The organism is Moorena sp. SIO3A2, from assembly GCF_010672265.1.
Classification (GTDB): Bacteria; Cyanobacteriota; Cyanobacteriia; order Cyanobacteriales; family Coleofasciculaceae; genus Moorena; species Moorena producens.
The window spans coordinates 124,903-150,165 of record NZ_JAAHHC010000004.1 but is presented as its reverse complement, the minus strand read 5'-3'; the positions used below and the strand labels follow the sequence as shown (position 1 = coordinate 150,165).

The window sequence follows — 25,263 nt, the reverse complement described above, 5'->3', positions numbered from 1 at the left end:
TATAGTTAGTCGGCTATGAGTAAAAAGTTTTAACCTTTGTGATTAAGGCGACCCTCTGATAAGGTTTCGTTTCCGGCACACCGGAACCAAGTGAAAAGGAAGAGAAACGGACTTTTTAAGGCACTTCCTATTAAGTAGCTAAACGCTTAAGGAGAATCGCCCTCTGGGTCTGTCGTGAATTGACTAGGAACTTGGTTTTGACGGGTTTTTGGTTAAGTATTGTCCTATTTTTGGCGGCGTCATAGATAGGAACACGGCGGTTTAAGGCGGCTCGTTGATCTAGGAATCCCCGCGCCTTTAGATCGGGGAGTGTCAACGCCACTGAATAGGACTACCAGTTACTTTAGTTGATTGTGTTGAAATCTCTTGCCCTGCTAAAAGAGACGCGATCGCACTGTGTAAGTAATGGGCTTGTACTGCGTCACCATCTTGGGGATTATCATCAATTGACCCATTATAGCATACAATTCCCTTATGGTCAATTAAAAATGCCTCAGTGGTTTTCTGGGCACCAAAGCTGTGAGCTACATCTTGAGTTGGATCCCAAAGGTAAGGAAAATTCAATTGCTGATCTTGGCAGAACTGCTTCATCTCCTCAAAACTCTCTGCGGGGTACTGATAAACATCATTGGCATTAATGCCCACTAGGGTAAAACCTTGATGTTCAAACTCGTCTTGAATGTGTTTGAGTCTTGGGATGTAGGAATTGACATAGGGGCAGTTGTTGCCTAAGAAAATAACTCCCACTCCTGAAAAACGTTCTAAGTAACGGCAGAGATGGTGAACCTGCTCATCAGTTCCCGGCAATTCAAAATCCGGAGCATAACTGCCAATGGTGATGATGATTTTTTCTATAGTCATGGGTGATGGGTGATGGGTGATGGATCATGGGTCAACCCCCTTTACAATGCAAGCTTTGGTTAAGGGGAGATGATGCGATCGCTAATTAGCTCATAGACGAATTTAGCATCAAGGGTAAATTTCCCGACCCAATTCTTAATCGAGCCTATTCCACCTGCTCAGAATCTAAAAGAGCTTCTGGAGCATTTTGCCAACCTTCACCATAGGTTGTCGCGGCTCAATAGGCAATCCGTAAAATCACCACTCCTGCAGCTGACTATTTACTAGAAAACTAAACACTGAAAGCCCGGCATCTTTAGATTAGATCGGGGATGAAAGTGACCAGCGAGTTTAGTCGCCGTAAAAAAACTTCTATCAAGAGGTTGTCGCTACATTAGCGCCATAGTATAATTGAAGTATAGGGTACAGGCTGAAAAACCGCAGGCTGAGCCGGGAGAGAGACCCGTAACTTACCGACCTGAAAGTAGTAATGCCCGGAGGGTAGGGAAAATCCTCCTTTCTTGATGCAGTCGCTCATGGGGGAAACCCCCAAGACCGCGCTGCATCGCTAAAAACCCAACCATTGGCCTATGGCCACGCTACGCGAACGACTACCAATCGGTGTGTGAACCCAGCAAGACAAAACTTGAGAAAACAACGGTACGGCGGGGCACGCCGAAACCAGGTGAAACAGGGAAGCAACGGACTTGATAAGGCACTTCTCAATAAGTAACTAAACGCCCAAGGAGATTAGCCCGCTGGGTCTTTTGTGAGCTAAACTCAAACCTTGGTTTTGACGGGGCTTTGGTTTAGATATTGCTTAGTTTTTGGCAGCTTCAAAGATTAAGACACAAAGGTTTAAGGCCGATCGTAGATCTGGGAATCCCCGTCTCTTTAGAGCGGGGAGTGTCAAAAAATGTAAAGGTAACGCTATGGCATAACTTGGGATTTTTTGATCATGTCCTCCTCTTTCACAGCCCCAATCAGGGATCAGATTGAAACAAAAACCTGGATTTGGCAGGGCTTTTCTATTGGGTATAAAGCTTACGGTCATTCTGGACCAGCTGTGGTTATGGTCCATGGCTTTGGGGCATCTTCCGGACATTGGCGCAAGACCTTGCCAGTGTTGGGGGAAACCTGCCGATGTTATGCCATTGATTTGATTGGCTTTGGGGCTTCAGCTAAACCGACTCCTGGTATAGAAATAGACTACACCTTTGAAACCTGGGGGCAACAAATTGCCGATTTCTGTCGGGAGGTGGTTGGTGGTCCGGCGTTTTTAGTCGGAAACTCTATTGGTTGTATTGCGCTGATGCAAACCGCTGTAGATAATCCAGAGCTAGCCAAAGGAGTCGCCCTGCTCAACTTTTCTCTACGACTACTCCATGAGCGTAAACGGGCTGAACTGCCTTGGTATCAGCGTCTTGGCGCACCACTACTTCAACGATTCTTAAAGATTAAGTGGGTTGGCCTCGCATTTAGACCCCTAAAAATAGGGATAAATCGGTATTTAATACCACAATTCGGACATTGACATTTTACTAGCGCTAGAGTATAATTGAAGTGTAGGATTCAGACCTAACTATGCCCAAGAAAGTAGACACAGCAAAAAAGAGATCAACTCAAATCGTTCCTGTCATAGGGATGAGTGAGTTGGTTCAGGCTGAGTTGCTGTCTACCATGAAAAAACTGGGCATCGTCAGGTCTGAATCCTACAACAAGCTAGGTAGTATTAGTCATTGGGGTCTTGATTGGAAAAAAGCCTATCCAGAGGTCAGAAGTTTTAGGACTCCTGATACCCTGGGACTGCCAGCGAAATTGATGGAATGGACGGTCAGTGATGTAGCAAAAGCTATCACAGCTCAGCAGGCAGCTTGCACTGATGCGGTAATTAAGAAGATTTACAAAAAATTTCCAGGGAGGGACGGCCAAAGGAGAAGAAAGGAACTTTGTAAACAGCTTAAGACTTTAGCTTTTATAGATGATCCATTGCTGCATAGACTTGTTAGGAAGGAATTTCAGCGAGGGCATTCCTGGGTCAAGAATCAGATAGTCTATCAACAAGTAGGATATAAGTGCAAAAGGCTCTCTCGTAATACTTACCAACTAGAGTTGGCTGGATTGAGGAGAGGAAAGAGAAACAAAATAACCGTTAGGTCTAATCGGAAAATAAAAGGCCAGATTAGACTGGTATACAAGCAACTCTTGGGAAAGTTTGAGATTCACTTTTTAGTAGACTATGGCACCGTAGAAATCCCTGCCAACCGTCGAGCTATTGGGGTAGACAAGGGGTACACAGAGGCTTTTTATGATTCAGATGGTCAGGCACACGGAAAAAACTTAGGAAAAGTAGCAACCAATAAATCGGATCGCATCTGTGCAAAAAACCGCAACAGAGGGAAGCTTTGGGCGCTTCATAGAAAACTAGAAAAAATCGACCCAGCCAAGTCGGCTCGAATACTCAAAAATAACCTAAGTAGAAAAACTGAAAATCGCCGATACAGAAAAAATCAATCAGAGATTACGGCCATAATAGGAGCCGCATCTAAGTCCCTTTTTAATGGGGAATCATTAAAAGTATTTGCCGAAAATTTAACACAGCCGATTAGAAATAAACGCCAGTCTAAGGCCATGTCCCGTAAACTTAATAGTTGGATGAAAGGAGTAATGCGGGAATCCTTGCAGAAATGGGCTAATTGGACTGGCTCGGTTGTAACAGAAGTCCAGCCTAGCTACACGTCGCAAGTTGACTCCGTAACTGGAACCCTATTAGGGAAAAGGAGCGGGGACAATTTTACCAGATTCAATGGGGTCGTGTTGCAGGCTGACCACAATGCTGCCAAAAATGTCCTTAGCAGAGGTACGGACAAGGATATCACCCGGTATATGAGTAAAACTGAGGTGCAGGCAGTATTGTTGCGCCGTACCGCGCGTTTCTTGGAAGGTATGGGACTGAGTCTGCTAGATGCAGTTGAGCTTGGATGGCTTGACTGCAAGCATAGTAAAACTCGGGCTTTCAAGCAACTCCTCAACGGGATTTGAGGAACGTCCAGAAAGATAAGTGGCAGGCTTGACTCCAATTGCTGAATGACCACTTCTCACTCGGACCACAATAGATTGAACCTTGACCGTTTTGTACCGGATTATCACGATTTATTACGGTTTAAGAGTATCCCAGTATTTTTTTAGTCAGCTGGCTAAGCCTAAAGTAGTGCGTAATATTCTGTTGCAAGCCTACTGTCGTCCAGAAGCCGTCACTGATGAACTGGTTGATCTAATCATGGCACCAGCAGCTGATCCCGGTGCAGCTGATGTTTTTATTGCCTTTACTAGCTATTCTCAAGGACCACTACCAGAAGACCTGATCCCAATTTTGCCTTGTCCTGCGATCATACTATGGGGCAGCAAAGACCCCTGGGAACCCATTGACTTGGGACGAGAATTAGCGAAATTCCCCACTGTAGAAAAGTTTATTCCTTTAGAAGGTTTGGGTCATTGTCCCCAAGATGAAGCACCAGAGATAGTCAACCCGATTTTGCTCAATTGGATTGGGGAAAATCCGGTTTAAGGTTAGCTGGTTGAAGGTTATTAAAGGGTTGAAAGTTAGCTGGTTGAAGGTTGAAGGTTAGCTGGTTGAAGGTTGAAGGTTAGCTAGTTGAAGGTTTAAGGTTTAGTAAGCATTCAGCTATCAGCTCTCAGCTATCAGCTCTCAGCTATCAGCTCTCAGCTCACAGCTATCAGCTATCAGCTCTCAGCTCTCAGCTATCAGCTATCAGCTCTCAGCTCTCAGCTTTTGAATAAAATAAGCTGACGGCTGACTGCTGACTGCTGACAGGTAGTAGGGTGGGCAAATACCAAGCCAATGACCATTTAATCTGGAATTCTGTCATTTGCCCACCCTACAATAACTATAGCTTTTGAATAAAATAAGCTGACGGCTGACCGCTGACGGCTGACCGCTGACGGCTGAATGCTTACAAGGTTTAATGTTGAAGGTTACCCAGTTGAAGGTTTAAGGTTTAATGTTGAAGGTTACCCAGTTGAAGGTTTAAGGTTTAATGTTGAAGGTTACCCAGTTGAAGGTTGAGTTAACAACAATCGCGATCGCAAATCCGCCAACACCCCCCCAACTAACCTAACATTCAACCTTGGCCTTTCGGCCACGCTACGCGAACAACCCTTTAACAACCTTCAACCCTTTAACAACCTTCAACCTTCAACTATCCTTAACTGGTACCAGCTCTAATTGATAGCGATAGAGAGCCACAGGTTTTTCCAATGCTTTAAAGTAATCGGGGTCTTGTGGTGAAAGGTAAACCGCTGTGACTTGGTCAGCTTTAATGATCGGAGTAGGTGATTTATGGAACTGATATGCTGTTGTGGTTTCTACTTCGTTGAAAAAAGGTCGGCGAGTACCGCGAAAGACTTGGTTGACAACTTCTGTAGCATTGAACTGATCCGGAGCTGGTATTTCAGAAGCACGTCCAGTAATCACCGAAACTAGTTGGCTCCCGGTGCGCAGAATGGTAATCTGACGATTAGGGGAATTGGGGTCTACTTTGACGGCTCTAATTATGCGATCGCCTAAGTAAGCCCTAGCAATATTCAACCCATTGAACGCTCGGTCAGCAACCACCTCTTCAGCAACCACCTCTGAGGTAGGTTTTAATACTGATCGATTTTTTCTAGAACGTCGAGTTCTAAACGGAATAAACCAATCCCCAAGCCCTGAGCTTGATTTCCCAACTTGTTGAAACCGCACCAGAAAACTAATTGGTTCTTTTAGATGACTGCGATTACCTTCAAATCCTGGTGTCACTATTTCTGGTGCTAGAGGTGCTATCTGCTCGATCAGGGTGCTGGTAACTTTCCAAGTTCCCTTCATCCAAGTGGGATATACCAAATCCCCGGTCGCCGCTGTGACTGGTGGTTTGCTTTTCCAATCGGGAAACTGACCTAAACGCTCAGCTAACTCTCCTGCCTGAGCCTCACCACCAGCCAGAAGCAAGGTTAAAACCAGACATAATCCCAGAATTCTTCTCAAACCAAAATTCCTCTCACCTTAGACTGGTCAGCTATCTTGCCCGTAAGGCAGGTCGCCCCATCTAATCAAGAATCAAAGCAAGAGGGGAGTGCTGACCATTACCATTTTAACTTTGGGTGTATGCGCTATCGGTGTTTCCACTGAGATATCCTTTTAGATATTCCTTAGCCTAATCTAGGGCTAAATGTCAAGTATAGTTCACTCTCGCGAGAACTGTCCAAAATTTGTAGAGTTCTTCCTAATCAATAGATTTTACTTACTTTTATTTCAATTCCTGGTAATTAAAAATTAGTCTAATCGGCTTACCATAAGATAGCTTTAAACTATGTGGCTATATCAAAAATATTTAGTGAAGTTAATATAAATTAACCGGAACAAAGTTAATCAGTAATGTTCATAATAAAAGAGTATATGTAATACTAGTGTATATACTGATATCTTCATAAAGGCTTCAAAATTTCAGTTAAGCTAACCAGCCTGATGTTTACCAAACCCTGACTCAGAGTACTATTCCCCTCAGTATTGTGATTCAGTGTGATTCAGTGTGATTCAGTGTGATTCAGTGTGATTCACTCCTAAGCAGCTGATACCCCAGGGTGCATCTGACCTCAGCTTAAAAACAGACGTATTAGGAAATTGCTAATCTCATCCTGTAGTTGACTAATGCATTTTTGAATTCAGGATAGCCAATTCAAAACGATATTACCCATGAGCCAAATCAAATTAGCTGTGAGTCAAATCAGCCAGTCCCTGGCAGCCGTATCTTTGTTGGTAGCCCATATTGGTGTGATGCCAACTCAAGCACAGATTAAAGCCGATGATAGCACTCCGACCCAAGTCACCTCCGATGGCAATCAATTTGACATTGATGGTGGAACCCCCTCTGGAGATAATATCTTTCACAGCTTTGAGGAGTTTGGTCTAGACCAAGACCAAATTGCTAACTTCCTATCTCAACCGGGTATAAAAAACATTCTGAGTCGGGTCACCGGTGGTAATGCTTCTGTGATCAACGGTCTAATAAAAATCACAGGGGAGGGCAACCCTAACCTGTTTTTAATGAACCCAGCCGGGATAATTTTTGGTGCTAATAGCCAGCTGGATGTCCCCGGTTCATTCACCGCAACTACGGCCACCAGCATTGGCTTTGGTGATGAGAATTGGTTTAATGCCTTTGGTGACAATGACTACTCTACCTTAGACGGTACACCCAGTGCCTTTGCGTTTGGAACATCCGAGACACCAGGACTAATTTTTAATGAGGGTATAGAAATCCTAGCAGGAAATAACCTGACTTTAATCGGTGGTACTGTCATTAATACCAATCAACTGGAGCTTCCAGAAGGAACAATTACTATAGCTGCTGTGCCTGGGGAAAGTTTGGTAAAAATTAGCCAGCAAGGACTGTTGCTGAATTTGGAAGTTGAAGCCCTAACCTCAGATCCTTCCACAGCAGAACAATCTTTTACACCGCTCTCTTTAGCGGAGCTATTAACCGGGGATGGTGTCAGTCATGCCACAGAATTTACGGATAATGGTGATGACACCGTGACCTTGACTGGTTCTGGCATCACTATAGCGCCTGGGGATGTAACTGCTAAGGACATAACAGCACAAAGGGCAATCCTGTCTGCCAACAATAACCTGACTGTTTCTGCCAACAATGACCTGACTCTGAGCGCAAGCCAGCTATCTAGCAAGAACACCACCCTGTCTGCCAACAATGACCTGACTCTGAGTGCAAGCCAGATATCTAGCGATAACATTACCCTGTCTGCCAACAACAACCTGAATTTGAGCGAAAGCCAGCTATCCAGCACTAAGGACTTAACCTTATTAGCAAAAGAGACGGTGCGGATCAGGGACACAACAGCTAATTCCTTCCAAGCGGTAGCAGGAGGAAACCTCAAGATTCAGGGGGATGGGGGCATTGATATCCTAGCACTGAAGAATCCCGACACCCGCTTCCAGAGTGGTGGCGACCTGAGCTTGGTCAGCGATGGCAAGATCTCTACAGATGCTCACTTTGCCAGTGGCGGTAATTTCTCAATTGAGAATTTAGCTGGTCAACCAAATAACTTTGTTAGCCTCCAAGACCCAATTATCACTGCTGACGGGGATGTTAGGTTTGGGGATTACACAGGGTCTTCTCTTAAAGTAGAGTCCACAGGAAATATTGAAGGTGGGAATATCAAAATCACTGCACCAGATACTAGGCTAGCCGATTTAGGCTCAGAGTTAACAGATACTCAGCGAGAAAATTTATTAGACTTAGTTTCCACTTCAAAGCGTAACGAATTAGATAGTGAAACTTTAAACAAATTAGAGAATCAAACCTTAAAAACTAGTCGTGCCGTGATTTTAAGGGCGGGTTTGAATAAAGATGAATTGAGCAATCAAGTTACGGTAAATTCTGGAGATGCTTCATCCGAAGGCAGTATCACCATTGGTAATCTCGACACCAGTAATCCTGGTAATGGTCGTGATAATAATGCTATTTTAAGTCAAGATAATAATGCTGGTCCTGTGGTATTATCTGCTCAAGGGGACATTATTTTTCGCAATAGTGATGGTTTAACTTTTACCCAAATAAGAACCACAGAAAACAATGGGAATAATTCTGGTAATGTATTTTTGGAAACTAAAGAGGGCAGTATTAGGATAGAGGGAGAAATACTTGATATAAACACTGAGGTGGCAGGGGCTGATAAGGCTGGTAAAGTAACGTTTCAGGTTCCAAATTTAGATAATATCGACTCTGATAAGTTGAAGCTCACGACAAGAGCTGGGTTTGGGGGTGATGCTGGTGATGTAAGTGGTGATGCTGGTGATGTAGAGTTTGTTAGTCAGGAAGAGTTCAGCCCAGAGCAGGAAAGAAAAATAAGAGATCAAATCAAAAAAAATAGGGATTTGAATCCTTCCGGTCAAGGGAATAAAGGTGAGTTGAATTTTATAGATCTCTCCAAGACTGACACGAACCCTGACACAGATACTAATTCTAACCCGAAGACTGAGCAAGATAGTAATACGGACAATCCACTCCTGATTATAAACCCTAAAGAGGACATAGAAATTAAAGACGACTTAGACATTAAAGACGACTTAGACATTAAAGACGACTTAGACATTAAAGACGACTTAGACATTAAAGACGACTTAGACATTAAAGACGACTTAGACATTAAAGACGACTTAGACATTAAAGACGACATAAACCCTGAAACTAACCCTGAGCCGATCAATGAAACATCCCCTGAAACAAGTGAGCCCAAGGATGGAAACAGTGGTAACCAGACTCCCGCTTCCACCTCTGGCAAGACTATAAGTGACACGCAAGAACCCTCTAGTTCAGACCCTGGTAGTTCAGACCCTGGTAGTTCAGAACCTGGAACCCCTACTGGGTCATCTCAATCAAATTCCCCAACTGAGGAGGTCTCACCTGAAAGTGACCCAGTTTATTTAATTGAAGAAGCCTTCACCAAAGAATATGAGTCACACTTTCAGCGACCGTTCAAGACCAAAATCAACAATCAGAATGATGTCCGCAATCGGACTCGGGAGCTTGAGAGGGAGACAGGGCTAAAGACTGCAGTGATTTACGTCAGTTTTGTCGAAAACTCAAATACATTACCAGGCACTCGATGTCAAACTCCCTCAATCCCTGTTCCCAAAATCGACCGACGGTTTGGTTACCGACTCTCTGAGGTGCCTCAAGCACCAGAGCGTTGCTTACCACAAGCAAACGACCAGCTGGAACTTTTGGTAATCACCGCTGAAGGTAATCCAATTGTCCGGCGAATCAATGGTGCCAGTCGTAATCAAGTCCTAGCTGTGACCAATAGATTTCAGGGATCGCTTAGCAATCCCCACAGCTTGGATGCCAAAGGCCACCTAAACCAAGCTGAGCAACTTTATCGATGGATCATAGCGCCCTTAGAGAAGGAATTAAAAGCCCGCAAGATTCAGAGCCTAATATTTGCTATGGATCAGGGTTTGCGCTCCCTACCTATAGCAGCTATCTACGATGGGCAACAATATCTGGTTGAGAAGTATGGTGTTAATTTGGTGCCTAGTCTGAGCTTAACCTATTCTCGTCACACAGATGTTAGACCATTCCGGGTGCTGGCAATGGGAGCATCGAAATTTCCTTATCAACAGCCTTTGCCTGGGGTAGAAGTGGAGTTAACCACCATCACTGAAACACTGTGGAAAGGTCGCTCTTTTCTCAACGAAGCCTTTACTCTGGAAAATTTAATGGCTCAACGACAACAGAGGCAATATGGCATCATTCACCTAGCCACCCATGCAGAGTTCAACTCGGGAACTCCTAACAATTCCTACATTCAGATGTGGAACCGCAAACTAAGGCTGTATGAAATGAAAAATCTACTTTATGAGCCATCGGTAGAGTTGTTGGTACTCAGCGCTTGCCGAACCGCTTTGGGCAATCGAGAAGCGGAGTTGGGTTTTGCTGGGTCAGCCTTTCAGGCAGGAGTTGACTCGACTTTGGCAACCCTTTGGTATGTCAGTGATCAAGGTGCTCTGGGGCTGACTACTGAGTTTTACCGTCAGTTGAGAAAGACATCGAGTAAAAGCGAAGCTTTACGACAGGCACAGTTAGCAATGATTCAAGGCAATGTGCGTATCGAGAATAATCAGTTATATGGCTCGGGCAAGAACATCTCGTTACCGCCAGAATTGTCAGGACCAGGAAAACAAAGCTTTTCTCATCCCTACTATTGGGCTGCTTTCACTCTGGTTGGGGATCCCTAGTTAATAGCAATTCTTCACTGTTCATAATTTTGATAAGCAGTAACAATCCTCTGAACGAGGGGATTACGGACAACATCCTTATTAGTTAGTTCGCAGAAAGCAATGCCTTCTACAGATTTTAATATTTTTAGGGTGATCGCTAATCCTGAGGGTTGGTTGCTAGATAAATCGGTCTGGGTGAGATCACCAGTCACTACCATCCGAGAACGTGAACCCAAACGAGTCAGAACCATCTTCATCTGGGCTGGTGTGGTATTCTGAGCTTCATCAATAATCACGAAGGCATTATTGAGGGTGCGACCTCGCATATAGGCTAGGGGAGCCACTTCAATAATGCCCCGTTCCATTAAATTGGCAGTCTTCTCTGTATCAATCAGTTCATGGAGAGCATCATAAAGGGGGCGCAAATAGGGATTAATTTTTTGCTGCAAGTCTCCCGGTAAAAAGCCAAGTTTTTCACCAGCTTCTACCGCTGGTCGTGTCAGAATCAGCCGTTCATATTGATTATTTAGTAACGCCTGAGCGGCGATTACCACAGCTAGGAAGGTTTTGCCAGTGCCTGCTGGTCCCACGCAGAAGGTGAGGTCATGGGTTAGTACAGCTTTGATATACTGCCGTTGCCGGAAGGTTTTAGCTCGGATTACCTCACCCCGGCGAGTATGAGCCAGCACATCTTGATGTAAATCTTGTAATTCATCCTGTCGCTTGGTATCTAAGGCATGAATTGCGGTTTGGATGTCTACTCCTGTAATCCTCTTACCTTCGAGCCAATAGATTTTAAGCGATCGCACTAGGGATGATACCCGCTCGACCTGTTTCTCGGTGCCAGAAATCAATAACTCTTGCCCTCGCAGCACCAGATGCGCACCGGTTTGCCGTGATAGGGTTTTCAGGTTTTCTTCCTGGTCTCCAACCAAGGCGATTGCACTTTCTGGGCTGGGTAGCTCAATTGTTTTGGATACTTCACTCAAGGTTTATCAACTACAGGCTTCAGTCTCAACTATCGAAGTTAACTGGTAACTTAAGTAACTTAATATACAACTCAATCTACCTCTCATTACCAATCTTCAAGGTTTCCTGCCATTGGTAATGAGAGGTACAGCAGCCGGATGTTCTTCACCCCCTTTTCTCCATGGTCCTCTCATTACCGAAACCTTCAAAACTAGAGCACTAGGAGGGAAATCTTGGAATTACTCTAGGTCTGGACACTCGGCGAGGTAAACTTCTTCTGACAATGGATCTACGACTAGGGCCATTGTCTCGACGAGGGCTACTACCTGAGCCTGAGCCTTCATAGATATCCAAATAAACAGTTTGACCAGCAGCTTGGGCTGCTGCTTTAATTACTGTCCGAATCGCTTGAATATTGCGACCACCACGACCGAAAACTCGCCCTTTATCTTCTCCATTAAAAGCTAGTCGAATCCACACACGCTCTTTCCCATTTGATTTCTCACAGTCTACGCTGAGGGAGTCTGGTGATTCCAAGAACGGCTCGATTAAAAATCTCACTAGTGCTGAATAATCTGGGTCATCATCTCGAACAGAAGCAGATAGGATTTCAGGTACTGATTTGTTCAAAAACATTGGCTTTTTGCAAAATATTACGCACGGTTTGTGTTGGCTGAGCTCCATTTTTGAGCCACTTCACTATTGCTGGTACATTCAGCCTCGTTTCATCATTTCTTGGATTATAGAATCCCAGTTCTTCTAGAGGACGTCCATCACGGCGGGCACTGCTGGGTATGGCCACTATGCGATAGCTGACTTCACGCTTTTTACCGAATCGTTTTAATCTGATTTTGATCATTGTACCTAATTAATTCACCTGTTTGATTTTAAGCGATCTTTGGGGGTTTGAAAGTGAACAGGTTGAATGTTGAAGATTTTAACTGAATCAGCAGGCAAGCCGCTACCGGTTTACAATCTTCTAAGCTACCCTACTCCGCACGCCTCAGGGAACGGGCTAACCTTCAGGCTAACCTTCTACTGGCTAACCTTCTACTGGCTAACCTTCTACTGGCTAAACTTTAGGCTAACCTTCTACCAGATAACCTACCCTACACCGAACGCCAAAGGCGAACAATAGGCTAACCTTCTACTGGCTAACCTTCTACTGGCTAAACTACCCTACACCGAACGCCAAAGGCGAACAACAGGCTAACCTTCAGGGTAACCTTCAACTTTCTAACCTTCAACCTTCTAACCTTGACCTTTCGGTCACGCTACGCGAACAACCTTCTAACCTTTTACTAGCTGACCTTCTACTATAATTCCCCAAATCCCTTCTTCTTCTTGGCTTTTTTCTTTTTCTTGCCAGAGCCACTACCACGCCAACCAGGTTGATTACGAGGATTTCCACCACCCATACCACCTAACATACCACCTAACCCCCCCATGGCTGGCATCTGACCTTGACCCATTTGCTGCATAAGCGATCGCATTCTGGTAAATTCACTCACCAGACCCCTGACGTCTTTTTCCGTATGACCAGAACCTTGGGCAATGCGGCGGCGGCGGCTCGGAGAGCTAGCTAATAAATCTGGGTTACGACGCTCCTCGGAGGTCATGGAACTAATCATAGCTTCGGACTGCTTGAGCTTGGTTTCCCCTTGTTGAAGTTGAGAAGAACTGAGTTTGCCCATGCCTGGAACCAGTTTCATCAACCCACCAAGGGAGCCCATGTTCTTTAACAGGCGCATCTGCTTCAAGAAATCGCTGAAGTCAAATTTTGCTTCCAGCATTTTCTGTTGCATCTGTTCAGCATCAGCGATGTCAATCTCTTCCTGGGCTTTCTCAACCAAGGTGAGTACATCCCCCATACCCAGAATCCGGGATGCCATCCGGTCAGGATAAAATGGTTGTAGTGCCTCGACCTTTTCCCCAACCCCGACAAATTTAATCGGCTGACCTGAAATTTGCCTGACTGAAAGGGCAGCACCACCACGACTATCCCCATCAAGTTTGGAGAGAATTGCCCCAGTAATGCCAATTTGCTCATGGAAGGTGCGGGTCAGGGTTGCTGCTTCCTGACCAGTCATGGCATCCACCACTAGTAGAGTATCGTGGGGTTGGACGGTTTCTTTGATGCGGGAGAGTTCTCCCATCATCTCTTGGTCAATTTGCAGTCGTCCCGCTGTATCGATAATTACCGTATCGATAGCCATTGCTTTTGCCCGTTCTACCCCTTGACGAGCAATTTCTACTGGGTCAGCTTCTGTACCTAACTCAAACACCGGTACATCAATTTGTTGACCGAGGGTGACTAATTGATCAATGGCTGCGGGTCGATACACGTCTGTAGCCACTAACAGACAGCTACGTTCTTGCTTACGCAGATGTAAAGCGAGTTTGGCACTAGCCGTAGTTTTACCAGTACCTTGTAGACCAGCCATTAGCACAACGGTTGGTGGGGTGTCTGCTTGGGCTAGGGGAACATTGGTTTCCCCCATCACTTGCACCAGTTCGTCGTAGACTATTTTTATGAACTGCTGGTCAGGGCGAACACCTGATGTGACTTCACTGCCTTGTGCTTTCGCTTCTACTTCAGCAACGAAATCTTTGACTACTTGTAGGTTGACGTCTGCCGATAAGAGGGCGCGACGCACTTCTTTTAGGGCGTCTTGGATGTTAGAACTAGAGATCTTGTCCTGACCCCGTAGTTTTTTCCAAGCATCTTCTAAGCGTTCGGCGAGAGCATCAAACATACGTCAATTGTCAATTGTGATGGTTTTGTTATTATGGTTACTTTACTAGGTCGCCAGAGTTTTGATAGTCTATACATCTTAGCTACACACCTTACTAGGATAGCGCTTTTGGGGATTTTAGTTCAATATTTCGGTAAGGTGAGTATTCAGCCCTAGGCTATTCGTAACATTTATTTAAGCGGTTAACTAATGGGGGGTTCGGGAGGCTATAAGTCCCGCGCTGTACCTGAAAGGTTAGCGTCGGGATACATGGACACCCCGGGTCGATTGAGGGGTTTCTCCTTTGGAGACGCGGGGCGCGTTCGATGCCCCGAAAATCGACATACTATCTATCGGTTCTAACAGAAGATGTAAATCTGTTAGAATACACGGATGTTGAACTTGACCTACAGCTACCGAATCTATCCAGGACTTGACCAGGAAGCTAAAATGCTTGGCTGGTTGGAGCAATGCCGTCGCGTATATAACTATGCTTTGGCAGAGCGTAAGGACTGGATCAATTCGCGTAAATGCTTGGTCAATGCTTGCAGCATCAGACTCGAATACATCATCCCTGCTGACACGCCATACCCTGACTACTACAAACAGCAGAACGCTCTTACCAAAGCCAAAAAGTTGATTCGACAACTGAAGGCAGTTCACTCCCAAGTTTGGCAAGATGCCTTGAAGCGACTGGATAAGTCGTTCAAGTTCATGCAACACAGAGGGTTTGGATTTCCTCGATTCAAAAAGTCGGGCCAGTATCGTTCGTTTGTGTTTCCGCAGTTCAAGTCGAATCCTGTCAACGGATTTGAGATCAAACTGCCGAAAATTGGAACCGTGCCGATCCACTTGCATCGACCTATTCCTGAAGGATTTGAGATCAAGCAAGTTCGGGTCGTGTTGAAATCGTCGGGCTGGTACGCTCAGCTGATTCTGCAAGCCGATGTTTCTGTTCCTGAACCAATGCCTGATGGTGATCCGATCGGAATTGATTTGGGACTCGAAAAGTTCTTGGCTGTATCGACAGGTGAACTGGTAGAACGCCCTCGCTTTTTCGTGGATTTGCAAAGCAAGCAACGATTGCTGCAACGCAAATTGAGAAACAAGAAAAAGGGTTAGTAAACAGCTAGATAAAATGTCGCAGAGTCTACCAAAAACTCTTATTATTTGTTACACTTAAATTAGGGTAACACCGACAGTGATTATTATGTAACTTAAATTAAAGCCGAAAACCAAGGCTTTAATAGTTGCGGTTAAATCCCGGTGTTAAACTTTTTTGACATTTTTATGGCGCTCGCGGGATATTCCCGAGAGCTTTGGGAGATACCCCCTGGATGCTATGGCATCTTGCATTGGCGAGCCTTGGTCTATCTTGGTAGACTTTGGTAGCTAAAAAGTATCGGAGCGCGTGAATCAACTTTATGTGCAACAGATGATGGCTGGTTTTTCTTTATGCCAGCTACCACCACCATTAAAACCGCCAGATGTATTGCGAGTAATTGTGCCAAGTGGAACCTTGCGTGAGGTTGATGCTTTCAATCGGGGGATTGAGATTTGGCGATCCCGTGGCTACCATGTCCAATTACCACAGAACTGGAACGCTAGGGAAGGTTACCTAGCTGGGACTGATAGTCAGCGACGCCAACAGTTGCTCGAAGCCTGTCTTGACCCCCAATGTCGGGGCATTCTCTGTGGTCGAGGAGGTTATGGTAGCGCTAGACTTCTGGAAGACTGGACATGGCCAGAACAATGGCCAGAACAGTTGAAGTGGTTGATTGGTTTTTCTGATATTACTGCTTTACTGTGGAGTCTTGGTCAGATAGGGGTTTCCGGTGTTCATGGTCCGTTATTGACTACTATTGCTGGTGAACCGGAATGGTCACTCAATCGGTTGTTTGATTGGGTGGAAGGACGACCCATAGCTCCCTTGAAAGGGGTTGGTTGGGGAGGTGGTAAAGTTTCTGGTGTGTTGCTACCGGCTAATCTTACGGTTGCTACTCATCTGCTCGGTACACCCCTACAACCTTCCTTATCAGGGGTGATTCTTGCTCTCGAAGATGTAACTGAGGCTCCCTACCGCATTGACCGGATGTTGACTCAGTGGCGCATGATTGGTGCAATGGCCGGGGTGAAAGGTATTGCGTTAGGGCGGTTTAGCCGTTGTGCTCCTCCCAAGGATGTTCCTAGCTGGACTGTGGAGGAAGTGTTGCGCGATCGCATTTGGGATCTCGGTATACCGGTTGTCTCTGACTTGCCTTTCGGTCACGATGGGGTTAACGCTGCCCTTCCTGTCGGACAGCTGGTTGAACTAGATGCTGAGGTCGGGACCTTGAGTTGGGTTGGAGGTTAGCAGGTTAGCAGGTTAGCAGGTTGAAAGTTGGCAGGTTAGCAGTTCATGTAGGGTGGGCAGTGCACCAGACAGATAATGAAGCTTGCAAAGCGCGTTGGTAGGCACTGCCCACCCTACTGCCCACCGTACGATTAATGACAATGGTGCAAGATCTCAGTTTAACGAAGGCACCGTCTTAGAATGTAACTTATTATTAACACTTTTTTAATCTTCTCAAATCAGGAGAGTAAAGGGAATACCACCATGATAAGCTGACAAATACACTTAAAAAAGTATAATAGGATAGATACCATATGGCTGGGTCAACCCAGGTTCCTTATTTGTTGAGGGCGGCTCGTGGTGAGGTGTTAGACCGTCCCCCTGTGTGGATGATGCGACAGGCAGGTCGTTATATGAAGGTTTATCGCGATTTGCGGGATAAGTATCCGAGTTTTCGCGAGCGCTCCGAAAATCCAGACATCGCGATTGAGATTTCTCTACAACCCTGGAAAGCGTTTCAACCAGATGGAGTGATTTTGTTCTCTGATATTCTAACTCCATTACCAGGGATTGGTATCGAGTTTGAGATTGTCGAAAGTAAAGGGCCAATCATTAACCAACCGATTCGTACCCAGGAACAAATTGACCAGCTACATCTGTTGGATTTAGATAGATTTGGGTTTATCCGGGAAATTTTGAAGGCGCTACGGCAAGAAGTGGGCAATGAGGCAGCAGTGCTGGGTTTTGTCGGTGCTCCCTGGACTTTGGGCGCTTATGCGATTGAGGGTAAAAGTTCTAAAAATTACTCCATCATTAAAGGGATGGCCTTCTCACAACCAGCTATGCTACACCAATTCTTGGGTAAGCTAGCGGATGCGATCGCTATCTATGTCCGTTATCAAATCAATAGCGGTGCTCAGGTAATACAAATGTTTGACTCTTGGGCAGGTGAACTGAGTCCCCAAGACTACGAAACCTTTGCCTTACCCTATCAGCAGCGAGTAGTACAGCAGGTTAAAGCCACTCACCCAGATACCCCCTTCATTCTCTATATCAGTGGTAGCGCTGGAGTGCTTGAACGCATGGGACAGTCGGGGGTTGATATGGTCAGCGTAGACTGGACCGTAGACATGGCAGAAGCTAGAACAAGATTGGGTGATAAGATGAAAGTCCAGGGCAATATCGACCCAGGAGTTCTGTTTGGGTCACAAGCTTTTATTCGCGATCGCATTGTCGATACTATTCGCAAAGCTGGCAACAAAGGTCATATCTTAAATCTCGGTCATGGTGTTTTACCCGGCACTCCAGAAGATAATGTTAGATTCTTCTTTGAAACTGCCAAAAAGGCAAATGAATTAATGGCTGTTCATGCATAATAGTCGATAACACAAGAGAGAGTAGAGAATCGATAACCAGATTCTGTGCCATTTTCTCCCTCTAGCAGTCATAGGTTCGGGGAGCGCTAGTCCTCCCTAGGGTATCCTTCGGTCAGAGTTGGACCGGGCTTTCAAGGTGCAGACGTTTACTTGTCCAGGTAGCCCCTCCACTAAATGGAATCCTCGCTTCAGTCTCATCCCCTTCAAGGGGATGAGATTAACAACCTTATAGAAATATCTTGAGAGTGCAGATACTTGATTAGACGACTAAGGATAGAATCCTTCAAGATGCATCACCACAACAATCAAGGAAGTGTTCTTCACTCGATCAAAACCTTCTTGTACCCCTAGAAGTAGTTGACCTAGTTGTTTGTTAGTGTTAGGTCAGGATCGGGAGTACATAATTGAATTGAAAATCCAAAATCCCATGACCTCCAAGCGGATTTTTATAACTGGTGCTAGTGGCTGCATTGGTCACTACATCACTGAAGCCTTAAGTCTCGAAACTGACCATGAGTTGTATTTGTTAGTCAGAAACCCTGACAAATTCAAGTTTGACGACTTGAAGTGTGGCGACAAGAGGCGTGCTGGCATTACCATCCTAGAAGGTGACCTGCAGCAGATTGAAGACTTTGGTGACTTGCTCAAGACAATGGATGCGGCAATTCTGGCAGCAACCGCTTGGGGAGGGCAACAGGAAACATTTGATATTAACGTTGTCAAAACTATCGAGTTAATGAACTTGCTTGACCCTACTGTTTGTGAGCAAGTGATTTATTTCTCTACTGCTAGCGTACTGGATAGGAATAACCAATTACTGACAGAGGCCGGTGAACTTGGAACAGAATATATCTATTCCAAATACACTTGTCTCAAGCGCTTATCCCAATTAGCGTCCGCTCCTAAGATTACTACCCTCTTTCCTACCTTGGTACTGGGGGGAGACGAAACTAAACCCTACTCCCATCTGTCATCGGGACTCCCAGATATTGTCAAATGGATTAACTTGATTCGTTGGTTTAGAGCTGATGGCAGTTTCCACTTCATCCACGCCCAAGATATTGCTCAGGTGGTGCGATACCTGATTGATCATCCTCCTTCTCAAGCATTGAGTGCAGAACCAGAGTGGATGTCTAGCGGTAGATTGGTTTTGGGTTGTCAGCCGTTGAGTGTTAACCAAGCCGTAGAAGAAGTTTGTAGGTATCTTGGTAAACAAATTTATTTTCGCCTACCATTGTTTATCTGGCTTGCCAATATCTTTATTGTGCTGTTCCGGATTCAGATGGATCCTTGGAGTCGGTTTTCCTTGAATTACCGACATTTTATTTATCACAACCCCGTTAATCCAACCACCTTTGGTTTACCGACTTACTGTCCTACACTTACTGACGTTCTCAAAGTTAGTGGCATTAGCAGAGATTAGATTTTTAAAATCGTGACACTTTAAACTAGAAACAGGACTCCTAGTTAAGTTGTCTTTAAGTTTTCCATTGCTGAAATATAAATTATGCTTAATTTTAACATAACACCATCAAATGATCCATAACTCGGCTCAAGTACCCTAGCTTAATTCGTTGATAGTCTTAGGATAAACGACGGGATTAACCGAGCTTGATCTAACCCACAAATTTCTCTGAATAAAATAATACTATAGCGTTTGGATCTAGGTTGTAAACACACGTATTGCAGAAAAAGGCAAAAGGCAAGAGGAATCCCCCCTAACCCCCCTTAGTAAGGGGGGCAGGCAAGAGGGGCAAGAGATCCGGAGTTTTATTTTCCAATAAAAAAAGACCTTCTAGGTTTACATCTCAAATACAAACGCGCTTATCATCTCCGGTTGACTAATTATTATAATCGGTAATTGCTCTGGGGGGGAGACAAGCGTCCCAAAATCATTACCAGCTCTAGGTTTAAGGTCGCTATGCTCCACAACTATACCTAGACAATCATGAGCATAGTTTTAATTACTGAGAACTAAATTACTGAAAAAGAAATCCCTGATTATTCCCTCCAAGTTGGATAAAAATCAGGTTAATAAATTGCGTAAACTAATTGGCTAAATCCAGACTATCTCAGGATTATAGCCGACATGTAATCTTTTAATTTAATTGGCAATTATTAGTTGATTTACGATTACATATTAATTATTATCCATTATGAAACACAAGCTATTCAAAGCTGTTTAAGCATCCAATCAAAGCTTTTGATAAATTATTTAACTGCCGTAAATTAAGTTCACAAAATCTTTAAATAATCTATACTTAGAATTACGCTGACTTTATAATTAATAGCGAATTTTAGATTATTCTTAATCTATAAATGGAAGTATTTAGCCGTCAGCTAACGCCCTACGCGCATGCTACGCTTACCAGCTATCAGCCATTGCCTGATCTGAATACTTACCTATAAATAGGGATTTTTTCCGGCTAAAGAATGATATGAAGTAAAAATTTTACCATTCTTTATAATCATTTTCCGGATTTTGTGTTGGCACCAATCAATATCTGTGCTTACTGTTGATTACAACAATTACAACACTAGTATCAGAACAATTATTGTGCCTTAAATTTCCCAAATTGAACCGCAAATTTAGGCAGTTAAAAAAAACTTCGCTGCTTGAAATTTATTCCACAACACCCAGAAAATTATGAAAATGAACAAAACCATTGCTAAAAAATTCTTACTGTTCGCTACAGTAACCGGTTCCGTTCTCGCTGCTGCACCAAGTTTGGCTGCTACTTTCGCTTTGTCTAAAGGATCCTTTGACTTCAGAAACTTTAGTACTGATCCTCTGGAAGTGGTTACCATGTCTGAAGCCGACACTTTTGTGATTTCAACTGGGGGTGAGGTGATTGTTGAGGCGAACGCGGAGTCAAATTTTAACCCTGATTCACCCGATCCACTACAACGAGCTCGTAATAAATCTTTGAGTACCGCTGAGGGTGAAGGAAGCAACTACCGTGGTATTGCGGAAAGTTTTGCTGGACTTATCGGTTACAACTTCTTTGTCGATGCAGGGGAAACCTTTTCTTTCGATTTCAATGGTTTTCTCGATCTAATCACCATGATCGACAATCCACCTGCTGAAAGTGCAAGTGCCGAGGGCACCGTAGTTTTCGAGTTATATGACACCAATGACTTGAGTACTCCCATCGACTTCTTCGCTCTCTCTGGTAATTTAGAGACTCTAGGATATGATGATTTCCTTGTGTCTGCTCACAGTGACAATGTGTTTGCTTATAACGACTTTACTAAGTTGTTTGGAGGAACAGAGGAATTTGCTCTGGCTGATGTTCAGGGTTATTATGAGCGCACTTTCGAAACAGCAACTTATTTGACCTTAGTCGAAGCTAAAACGAATAAGGTAACCGTTAAAGCTCCTGAATCGTCAAACTTGCTAGGCTTACTTTTCTTCGGTTTACTGAGCATTGGATACCGAGTAAAAACTAAAAGTTTTACCGATAAGTCAAAATTATTAAGGGATTAATCATACTAATAATCAAGTCCGGTTAATCACTTATCAACTCCTGGATTGTTGGTCATAAGCAATCGGTAATGAGTAATCGTTAACTACCCATTAATACTTACCAAATTACCAATTACTAATTCCCCGATCAGGAATATGATAATTAGTCAACCGGATTTGATATAATTAGTCATTAGTTGACAAAAATACCACTAGTGGGAGCATTTTGCTCCCTTATTTTTTTCCTGATTTTGCTCCCTTATTTTTTCCCGTAGAAGAAGCAAAGCTAGAGCTGGAACTTCTACTATAACTCCTGCCAGACTCTCTGGTCACAGTAACCTCTTGACTGGTGTTTACTTGATCACCAGATGCAAATGCCCTACTTTCGGCTTGGACTACTACCTTTCCATCTGGTGAAACTATCCATTTTCTGATTATCCCGGAGCGAATCATAATTTAATGTCTCCATGGCTTTGTTGATTGAGGTTTACCTACTTTAAAGGGTAAGCTATCAGCTGAGAGCTGAGAGCTGAGAGCTGAGAGCTGAGAGCTGAGAGCTGATAGCTGAGAGCTGAGAGCTGAGAGCTGACGACTGATAGCTGACGACTGATAGCTGACTTACCCATTACCCATTACCCTAAATCATTCCACTACTGACCCAACGCCTCCGCAGTTTGACTCTCAACCTTATCAACCATAGTGTCACTATGAAGCATATAGTTGAGTTCACGATTGAGCCAATCCTGAAACAGTCTATCCAATATCTCGTCGTACCTTTCCGGTGTTAATTCAGCAGGGATAAACCTTTCTACCATCAAGATATGATAACCCTGAGGAGTTTTGACCGGATTGACCACTTGTCCAATAGGTACACCAAAGACAATCGCTGCTATATCTGGACGTAAATTCCAACGGTAAAGCTTCCCTTCAAAACCGCACTTCTGTCGGCGTTGCTCATCAATGTCATAGATATGAGCGGCTTGATAAAAGCTAATTTCTTTTTCTTCAATTTGATAGAAGAGTTCTTTGGAAAGTTTCTCGTTAGCTACAATAATTTGATAGAGCAAGATTTGGTCAAAATCTAGTCGGTTTTGACCAAAAAACTTTTCCACGTCTTTATCAAATAGAGATTTGGATAACTTTTTAGCTAGCAATTGCTGGCGAATTCCGGCTTCCCAGTCATCGGAAGTAATCATATTATCGGCTAGCCAAGCTAGAGTGTCTGAAGCCTTCTCCAAGCGATTTTGGTGACGGAATTTATCTGCCTCTTCCTGAATTTCTTCGGCGGTGACGGTTAGGTTTCTTTCGACAGCAGCTCGATTAATGACTTTTTGATACAAAATTTTCTCAGAGACGTCTTTTAGCTGGATTTCTCGTTTCAGAAACTCAGTAATTTCCTGTGGTTCAAGGGATGCTCTAGAAAGAATAGTCATGGTTAGGTTTTATTTGCTCAGATTTTAGCTGATCGGGTAATCGGGCAATATATGGGGCAACGGATGAGTTAACAGATGTAAGGGATAGGGTGCTTCCGACTACTTATCAATTTTATGCTAATTTATGCTAAAATTGCATCAGATACTGTGATGAAATCAGCATCAGTTAGGGTGGTGGCACCCTGTCCATCGACGGTTTCTTTGACTACAGCTAGAATATCGTTATTGAATTTCACCAAAGTGGCATCACCAATGCCATTACCATTGCTATCAAATACCTCTAGTAGGATGTCCTCCCCAGATAGTCCCCCAGTCAAACCAATCTTGTCACCATCAGCAGCATTGAAATCGGTGATTAAATCAGCTAGAGAGGGGTCAGTTATCGGACTAGTTGTTTCCAATCCCAGCACAAATGTATCGCTACCGTTGCCCCCTGTGAGAGTATCCGTACCAAAGCCACCAATCAAGACATCATCCCCATCTCCGCCAGTTAGTTCATCATTGCCCTGAGTACCCCGCACTGTGCTATTGCCATTAATAGTAGTCATGCTCATCACATTGGAGCCTACACCTGCACTCACACCGCTGATTAAGCCATTGCTACTGCTTGAACTCAACCGATTACTCGATAAACTGCTATTTGTGCTATTTGTTTGTGAGTCGTTAGTTACTATCCTAATACCATCGTTACCATTGATAGTGAGGCTATTGTTTGTGATGATTCTGGAAGAATTGTTTGAAGAATTGTTTGTAGTCGCAGTTGAACTAGTAATTACACTAGGGTTCTCTGGGATACTGTCTGTGATGCTGTCTGTGATGCTGTCTGGGATGCTGTCTGGGATGCTGTCTGTGGTGCTCTGTGTGATAGGCTTTGTGAACCTCTCTTTGAGCCTCTCTGCAATTCGGCTCAAACGAGGAAATGTAAACGTTATTGTTCTGATTAAAGTTCTGTTTAAATCAAACATGGTTCTGAATCGGCTACAAGCCGTGTATTATTCTTAAGCTGCACCTGTTGAACCTGGTTTGTGGAGTGTTAAGTGTTGCGTGTGGAGTGTTGAGTGTTAACTGGTCTATAGACGAACGGACAGGTCTTATTCCTACGAACTGTCAACCGTTAACTGTCAGCAAAAATCGCTCAATTCAAAAACTATGTCAATTAAATGGTGATTAGCTTAAGCCTTTAACCTGTCTCTATAAGGCTGCTCCACTCATCGGATAATTGTCTGGTAATTGATTGGTAATTGATTGGTAATTGATTGGTAATTAAATATCCATGAGTTTAGGGAGTTTAGGCTCAACCTAAAAAAGGAATGAAAATCTTTTCCCCTTCATTCCTAATTCGATTCCCTCCTAATTATCAAGCTAGGGGCTAGGTGGTAGGCGATAAAAACTTTAGTTACCATCGCCCATCGCCTAGTCTCCCTTACCTATTACCGAAAATTACCGAAAACCCTTATTTATAGCCGGATTTACCAAAATCGGTATTATCTATATCTACCGAAAAACAAAGATATACTGTCAGACTTAGCCCGGAAAATTCCTTTCCTCTTCCTAGACTCAGCATCAGCACTCGCCTTGGCGATGCTCTTCTTAGAAAACCTGCTATTTATTACTCTTGAATCAGTATCAGTCACTGCTGAGGTTTGATCGCCATCAGCGAATGCATCAGCCTCTGCTAATGCCACGTCAGCTCTAGCAAGTGTTCTGGTATTTGCCTGAGCAACTGCACCGCCTATAATCCAGCTTTTATGAGCATATTCCCGAACAAAATCTAGGTTATTAATAATCATTAATCAACCTCTACCTGTATAGCTGTGCCTCTTAGATTGATGATAAGGATAGATAAGCCTCGCATTCTTTTATGAATAAGAAGGGGGTTCCTATCCCAAAATCCCTAATTTCAAACTACATTTTAAACTACCTGGGCATCTCTAGTTTTTGTTAACTGATAGTTTTTAGTAAACTAATGTTACGAAAACCCTTCCTTTCTGTTCCAGGTTCTCCGTTCCATTTTATTTGTATTTACCCAGTTAATTGGAATTGTTTCCAAATTTACTCTTTCTATTTGCCTTAATTAAGGGGGAAACATTGGTCACTAAATCTAGAGATGAATTTATCCTAGATAGAAATGCTTACCCCCAGCAATCTAATCAGGTACTACGATTAGTCCCTACTAAGATTAGTTTACAAAAGCTACAGAAAGAGAAATTGCCGAAGAGCCGAAGGAATTGGCTTGAGCGTCAGTAATGGTTTCAGCCAGACTATCCTTACCTTTGGCATCAGCAGTAGCTTCAGCAGTAGCCGCGTTGCCCT

17 protein-coding genes and 3 pseudogenes are annotated in these 25,263 nt (G+C 44.0%); 10 read left to right on the top strand and 10 right to left on the bottom strand.

What is annotated here, in order from left to right:
• Positions 1-312: 312 nt before the first annotated feature.
• Positions 313-861 (bottom strand): thioredoxin family protein, encoded by a 549-nt coding sequence (locus tag F6K64_RS05910; protein WP_287265065.1) that lies wholly within the window; start codon positions 859-861, stop codon positions 313-315.
• Positions 862-1,798: 937 nt separating this feature from the next.
• On the opposite strand from F6K64_RS05910, the pseudogene F6K64_RS05905 reads away from it, so the two are divergent.
• The 3 genes and pseudogenes from F6K64_RS05905 to F6K64_RS05895 form a co-directional block, all read left to right on the top strand.
• Positions 1,799-2,320: pseudogene (locus F6K64_RS05905) on the top strand (alpha/beta fold hydrolase); the annotation flags it as partial.
• Between the two features lie 104 nt (positions 2,321-2,424).
• Positions 2,425-3,882 carry a zinc ribbon domain-containing protein gene (locus tag F6K64_RS05900; RefSeq protein WP_287252477.1) on the top strand — a complete coding sequence of 486 codons (1,458 nt, stop codon included), beginning with the start codon at positions 2,425-2,427 and terminating at the stop codon, positions 3,880-3,882.
• Positions 3,883-4,009: 127 nt separating this feature from the next.
• Positions 4,010-4,408 (top strand): annotated as a pseudogene (locus F6K64_RS05895) (alpha/beta hydrolase); the annotation flags it as partial.
• Between the two features lie 648 nt (positions 4,409-5,056).
• Here F6K64_RS05895 and F6K64_RS05890 read toward each other — a convergent pair.
• Positions 5,057-5,884 (bottom strand): DUF6816 family protein, encoded by an 828-nt coding sequence (locus F6K64_RS05890; RefSeq protein ID WP_044492147.1) that lies wholly within the window; start codon positions 5,882-5,884, stop codon positions 5,057-5,059.
• Positions 5,885-6,592: 708 nt separating this feature from the next.
• Here F6K64_RS05890 and F6K64_RS05885 point away from each other — a divergent pair.
• A complete protein-coding gene (locus tag F6K64_RS05885) occupies positions 6,593-10,657 on the top strand; it encodes a CHAT domain-containing protein (RefSeq protein WP_287265063.1) in 4,065 nt (1,354 codons plus the stop codon).
• A 14-nt stretch (positions 10,658-10,671) separates the two neighbouring features.
• On the opposite strand, the gene F6K64_RS05880 is transcribed toward F6K64_RS05885, so the two are convergent.
• The 4 genes from F6K64_RS05880 to ffh form a co-directional block, all read right to left on the bottom strand.
• Positions 10,672-11,628 carry a PhoH family protein gene (locus F6K64_RS05880; RefSeq protein ID WP_008178949.1) on the bottom strand — a complete coding sequence of 319 codons (957 nt, stop codon included), beginning with the start codon at positions 11,626-11,628 and terminating at the stop codon, positions 10,672-10,674.
• 199 nt (positions 11,629-11,827) lie between these two features.
• Positions 11,828-12,244 carry a KH domain-containing protein gene (locus F6K64_RS05875; RefSeq protein ID WP_008178947.1) on the bottom strand — a complete coding sequence of 139 codons (417 nt, stop codon included), beginning with the start codon at positions 12,242-12,244 and terminating at the stop codon, positions 11,828-11,830.
• Positions 12,219-12,467 carry a 30S ribosomal protein S16 gene (gene rpsP / locus F6K64_RS05870; protein WP_287252380.1) on the bottom strand — a complete coding sequence of 83 codons (249 nt, stop codon included), beginning with the start codon at positions 12,465-12,467 and terminating at the stop codon, positions 12,219-12,221. Before rpsP ends, F6K64_RS05875 begins: the two co-directional genes overlap by 26 nt.
• A gap of 457 nt (positions 12,468-12,924) precedes the next feature.
• Entirely contained in the window at positions 12,925-14,364 is a 1,440-nt protein-coding gene (gene ffh, locus F6K64_RS05865) for a signal recognition particle protein (protein ID WP_008178942.1), read from the bottom strand.
• 372 nt (positions 14,365-14,736) lie between these two features.
• On the opposite strand from ffh, the pseudogene F6K64_RS05860 reads away from it, so the two are divergent.
• The 5 genes and pseudogenes from F6K64_RS05860 to F6K64_RS05840 form a co-directional block, all read left to right on the top strand.
• Positions 14,737-15,462, top strand: a pseudogene (locus F6K64_RS05860) (RNA-guided endonuclease InsQ/TnpB family protein); the annotation flags it as partial.
• Positions 15,463-15,778: 316 nt separating this feature from the next.
• Positions 15,779-16,696 carry a S66 peptidase family protein gene (locus F6K64_RS05855; protein ID WP_044492207.1) on the top strand — a complete coding sequence of 306 codons (918 nt, stop codon included), beginning with the start codon at positions 15,779-15,781 and terminating at the stop codon, positions 16,694-16,696.
• A gap of 293 nt (positions 16,697-16,989) precedes the next feature.
• A complete protein-coding gene (gene hemE / locus F6K64_RS05850) occupies positions 16,990-18,051 on the top strand; it encodes a uroporphyrinogen decarboxylase (RefSeq protein WP_008178937.1) in 1,062 nt (353 codons plus the stop codon).
• 427 nt (positions 18,052-18,478) lie between these two features.
• On the top strand, positions 18,479-19,474 hold the full coding sequence (locus tag F6K64_RS05845; protein ID WP_044492206.1) for an NAD-dependent epimerase/dehydratase family protein: 996 nt from the start codon (positions 18,479-18,481) through the stop codon (positions 19,472-19,474).
• Positions 19,475-20,698: 1,224 nt separating this feature from the next.
• Positions 20,699-21,538, top strand: coding sequence for a hypothetical protein (locus F6K64_RS05840; protein ID WP_008178932.1), 840 nt, complete (start codon positions 20,699-20,701; stop codon positions 21,536-21,538).
• A gap of 213 nt (positions 21,539-21,751) precedes the next feature.
• Here the strand turns inward: F6K64_RS05840 and F6K64_RS05835 are convergent, their stop codons facing one another.
• The 3 genes from F6K64_RS05835 to F6K64_RS05825 all read right to left on the bottom strand — a co-directional run bounded on the left by F6K64_RS05835 (position 21,752) and on the right by F6K64_RS05825 (position 23,498).
• On the bottom strand, positions 21,752-21,970 hold the full coding sequence (locus tag F6K64_RS05835; protein WP_287265061.1) for a hypothetical protein: 219 nt from the start codon (positions 21,968-21,970) through the stop codon (positions 21,752-21,754).
• A gap of 197 nt (positions 21,971-22,167) precedes the next feature.
• Positions 22,168-22,950, bottom strand: a complete 783-nt coding sequence (locus F6K64_RS05830; RefSeq protein ID WP_008178926.1) for a peptidylprolyl isomerase — start codon at positions 22,948-22,950, stop codon at positions 22,168-22,170.
• A 122-nt stretch (positions 22,951-23,072) separates the two neighbouring features.
• Entirely contained in the window at positions 23,073-23,498 is a 426-nt protein-coding gene (locus tag F6K64_RS05825; protein ID WP_071102129.1) for a calcium-binding protein, read from the bottom strand.
• On the opposite strand from F6K64_RS05825, the gene F6K64_RS05820 reads away from it, so the two are divergent.
• Positions 23,497-23,952, top strand: a complete 456-nt coding sequence (locus tag F6K64_RS05820) for a hypothetical protein (RefSeq protein ID WP_071102130.1) — start codon at positions 23,497-23,499, stop codon at positions 23,950-23,952. The two genes, F6K64_RS05825 and F6K64_RS05820, sit on opposite strands and share 2 nt — an antisense overlap.
• A 482-nt stretch (positions 23,953-24,434) precedes the next feature.
• Here the strand turns inward: F6K64_RS05820 and F6K64_RS05815 are convergent, their stop codons facing one another.
• On the bottom strand, positions 24,435-24,740 hold the full coding sequence (locus F6K64_RS05815; RefSeq protein ID WP_287265059.1) for a hypothetical protein: 306 nt from the start codon (positions 24,738-24,740) through the stop codon (positions 24,435-24,437).
• Positions 24,741-25,263: the final 523 nt, after the last annotated feature.

Excerpts from the sequence above, each read along its gene's own strand:
- hemE (WP_008178937.1), top strand. The coding sequence starts at position 16,990 with ATGGCTGGGTCAACCCAGGTTCCTTATTTGTTGAGGGCGGCTCGTGGT.
- rpsP (WP_287252380.1), bottom strand. The coding sequence starts at position 12,467 with ATGATCAAAATCAGATTAAAACGATTCGGTAAAAAGCGTGAAGTCAGC.
- F6K64_RS05820 (WP_071102130.1), top strand. The coding sequence starts at position 23,497 with ATGCTCATCACATTGGAGCCTACACCTGCACTCACACCGCTGATTAAG.
- F6K64_RS05815 (WP_287265059.1), bottom strand. The coding sequence starts at position 24,740 with ATGATTATTAATAACCTAGATTTTGTTCGGGAATATGCTCATAAAAGC.
- F6K64_RS05835 (WP_287265061.1), bottom strand. The coding sequence starts at position 21,970 with ATGATTCGCTCCGGGATAATCAGAAAATGGATAGTTTCACCAGATGGA.
- F6K64_RS05900 (WP_287252477.1), top strand. The coding sequence starts at position 2,425 with ATGCCCAAGAAAGTAGACACAGCAAAAAAGAGATCAACTCAAATCGTT.
- ffh (WP_008178942.1), bottom strand. The coding sequence starts at position 14,364 with ATGTTTGATGCTCTCGCCGAACGCTTAGAAGATGCTTGGAAAAAACTA.
- F6K64_RS05885 (WP_287265063.1), top strand. The coding sequence starts at position 6,593 with ATGAGCCAAATCAAATTAGCTGTGAGTCAAATCAGCCAGTCCCTGGCA.
- F6K64_RS05875 (WP_008178947.1), bottom strand. The coding sequence starts at position 12,244 with ATGTTTTTGAACAAATCAGTACCTGAAATCCTATCTGCTTCTGTTCGA.
- F6K64_RS05845 (WP_044492206.1), top strand. The coding sequence starts at position 18,479 with ATGACCTCCAAGCGGATTTTTATAACTGGTGCTAGTGGCTGCATTGGT.
- F6K64_RS05855 (WP_044492207.1), top strand. The coding sequence starts at position 15,779 with ATGATGGCTGGTTTTTCTTTATGCCAGCTACCACCACCATTAAAACCG.
- F6K64_RS05840 (WP_008178932.1), top strand. The coding sequence starts at position 20,699 with ATGAAAATGAACAAAACCATTGCTAAAAAATTCTTACTGTTCGCTACA.
- F6K64_RS05825 (WP_071102129.1), bottom strand. The coding sequence starts at position 23,498 with ATGACTACTATTAATGGCAATAGCACAGTGCGGGGTACTCAGGGCAAT.
- F6K64_RS05830 (WP_008178926.1), bottom strand. The coding sequence starts at position 22,950 with ATGACTATTCTTTCTAGAGCATCCCTTGAACCACAGGAAATTACTGAG.
- F6K64_RS05910 (WP_287265065.1), bottom strand. The coding sequence starts at position 861 with ATGACTATAGAAAAAATCATCATCACCATTGGCAGTTATGCTCCGGAT.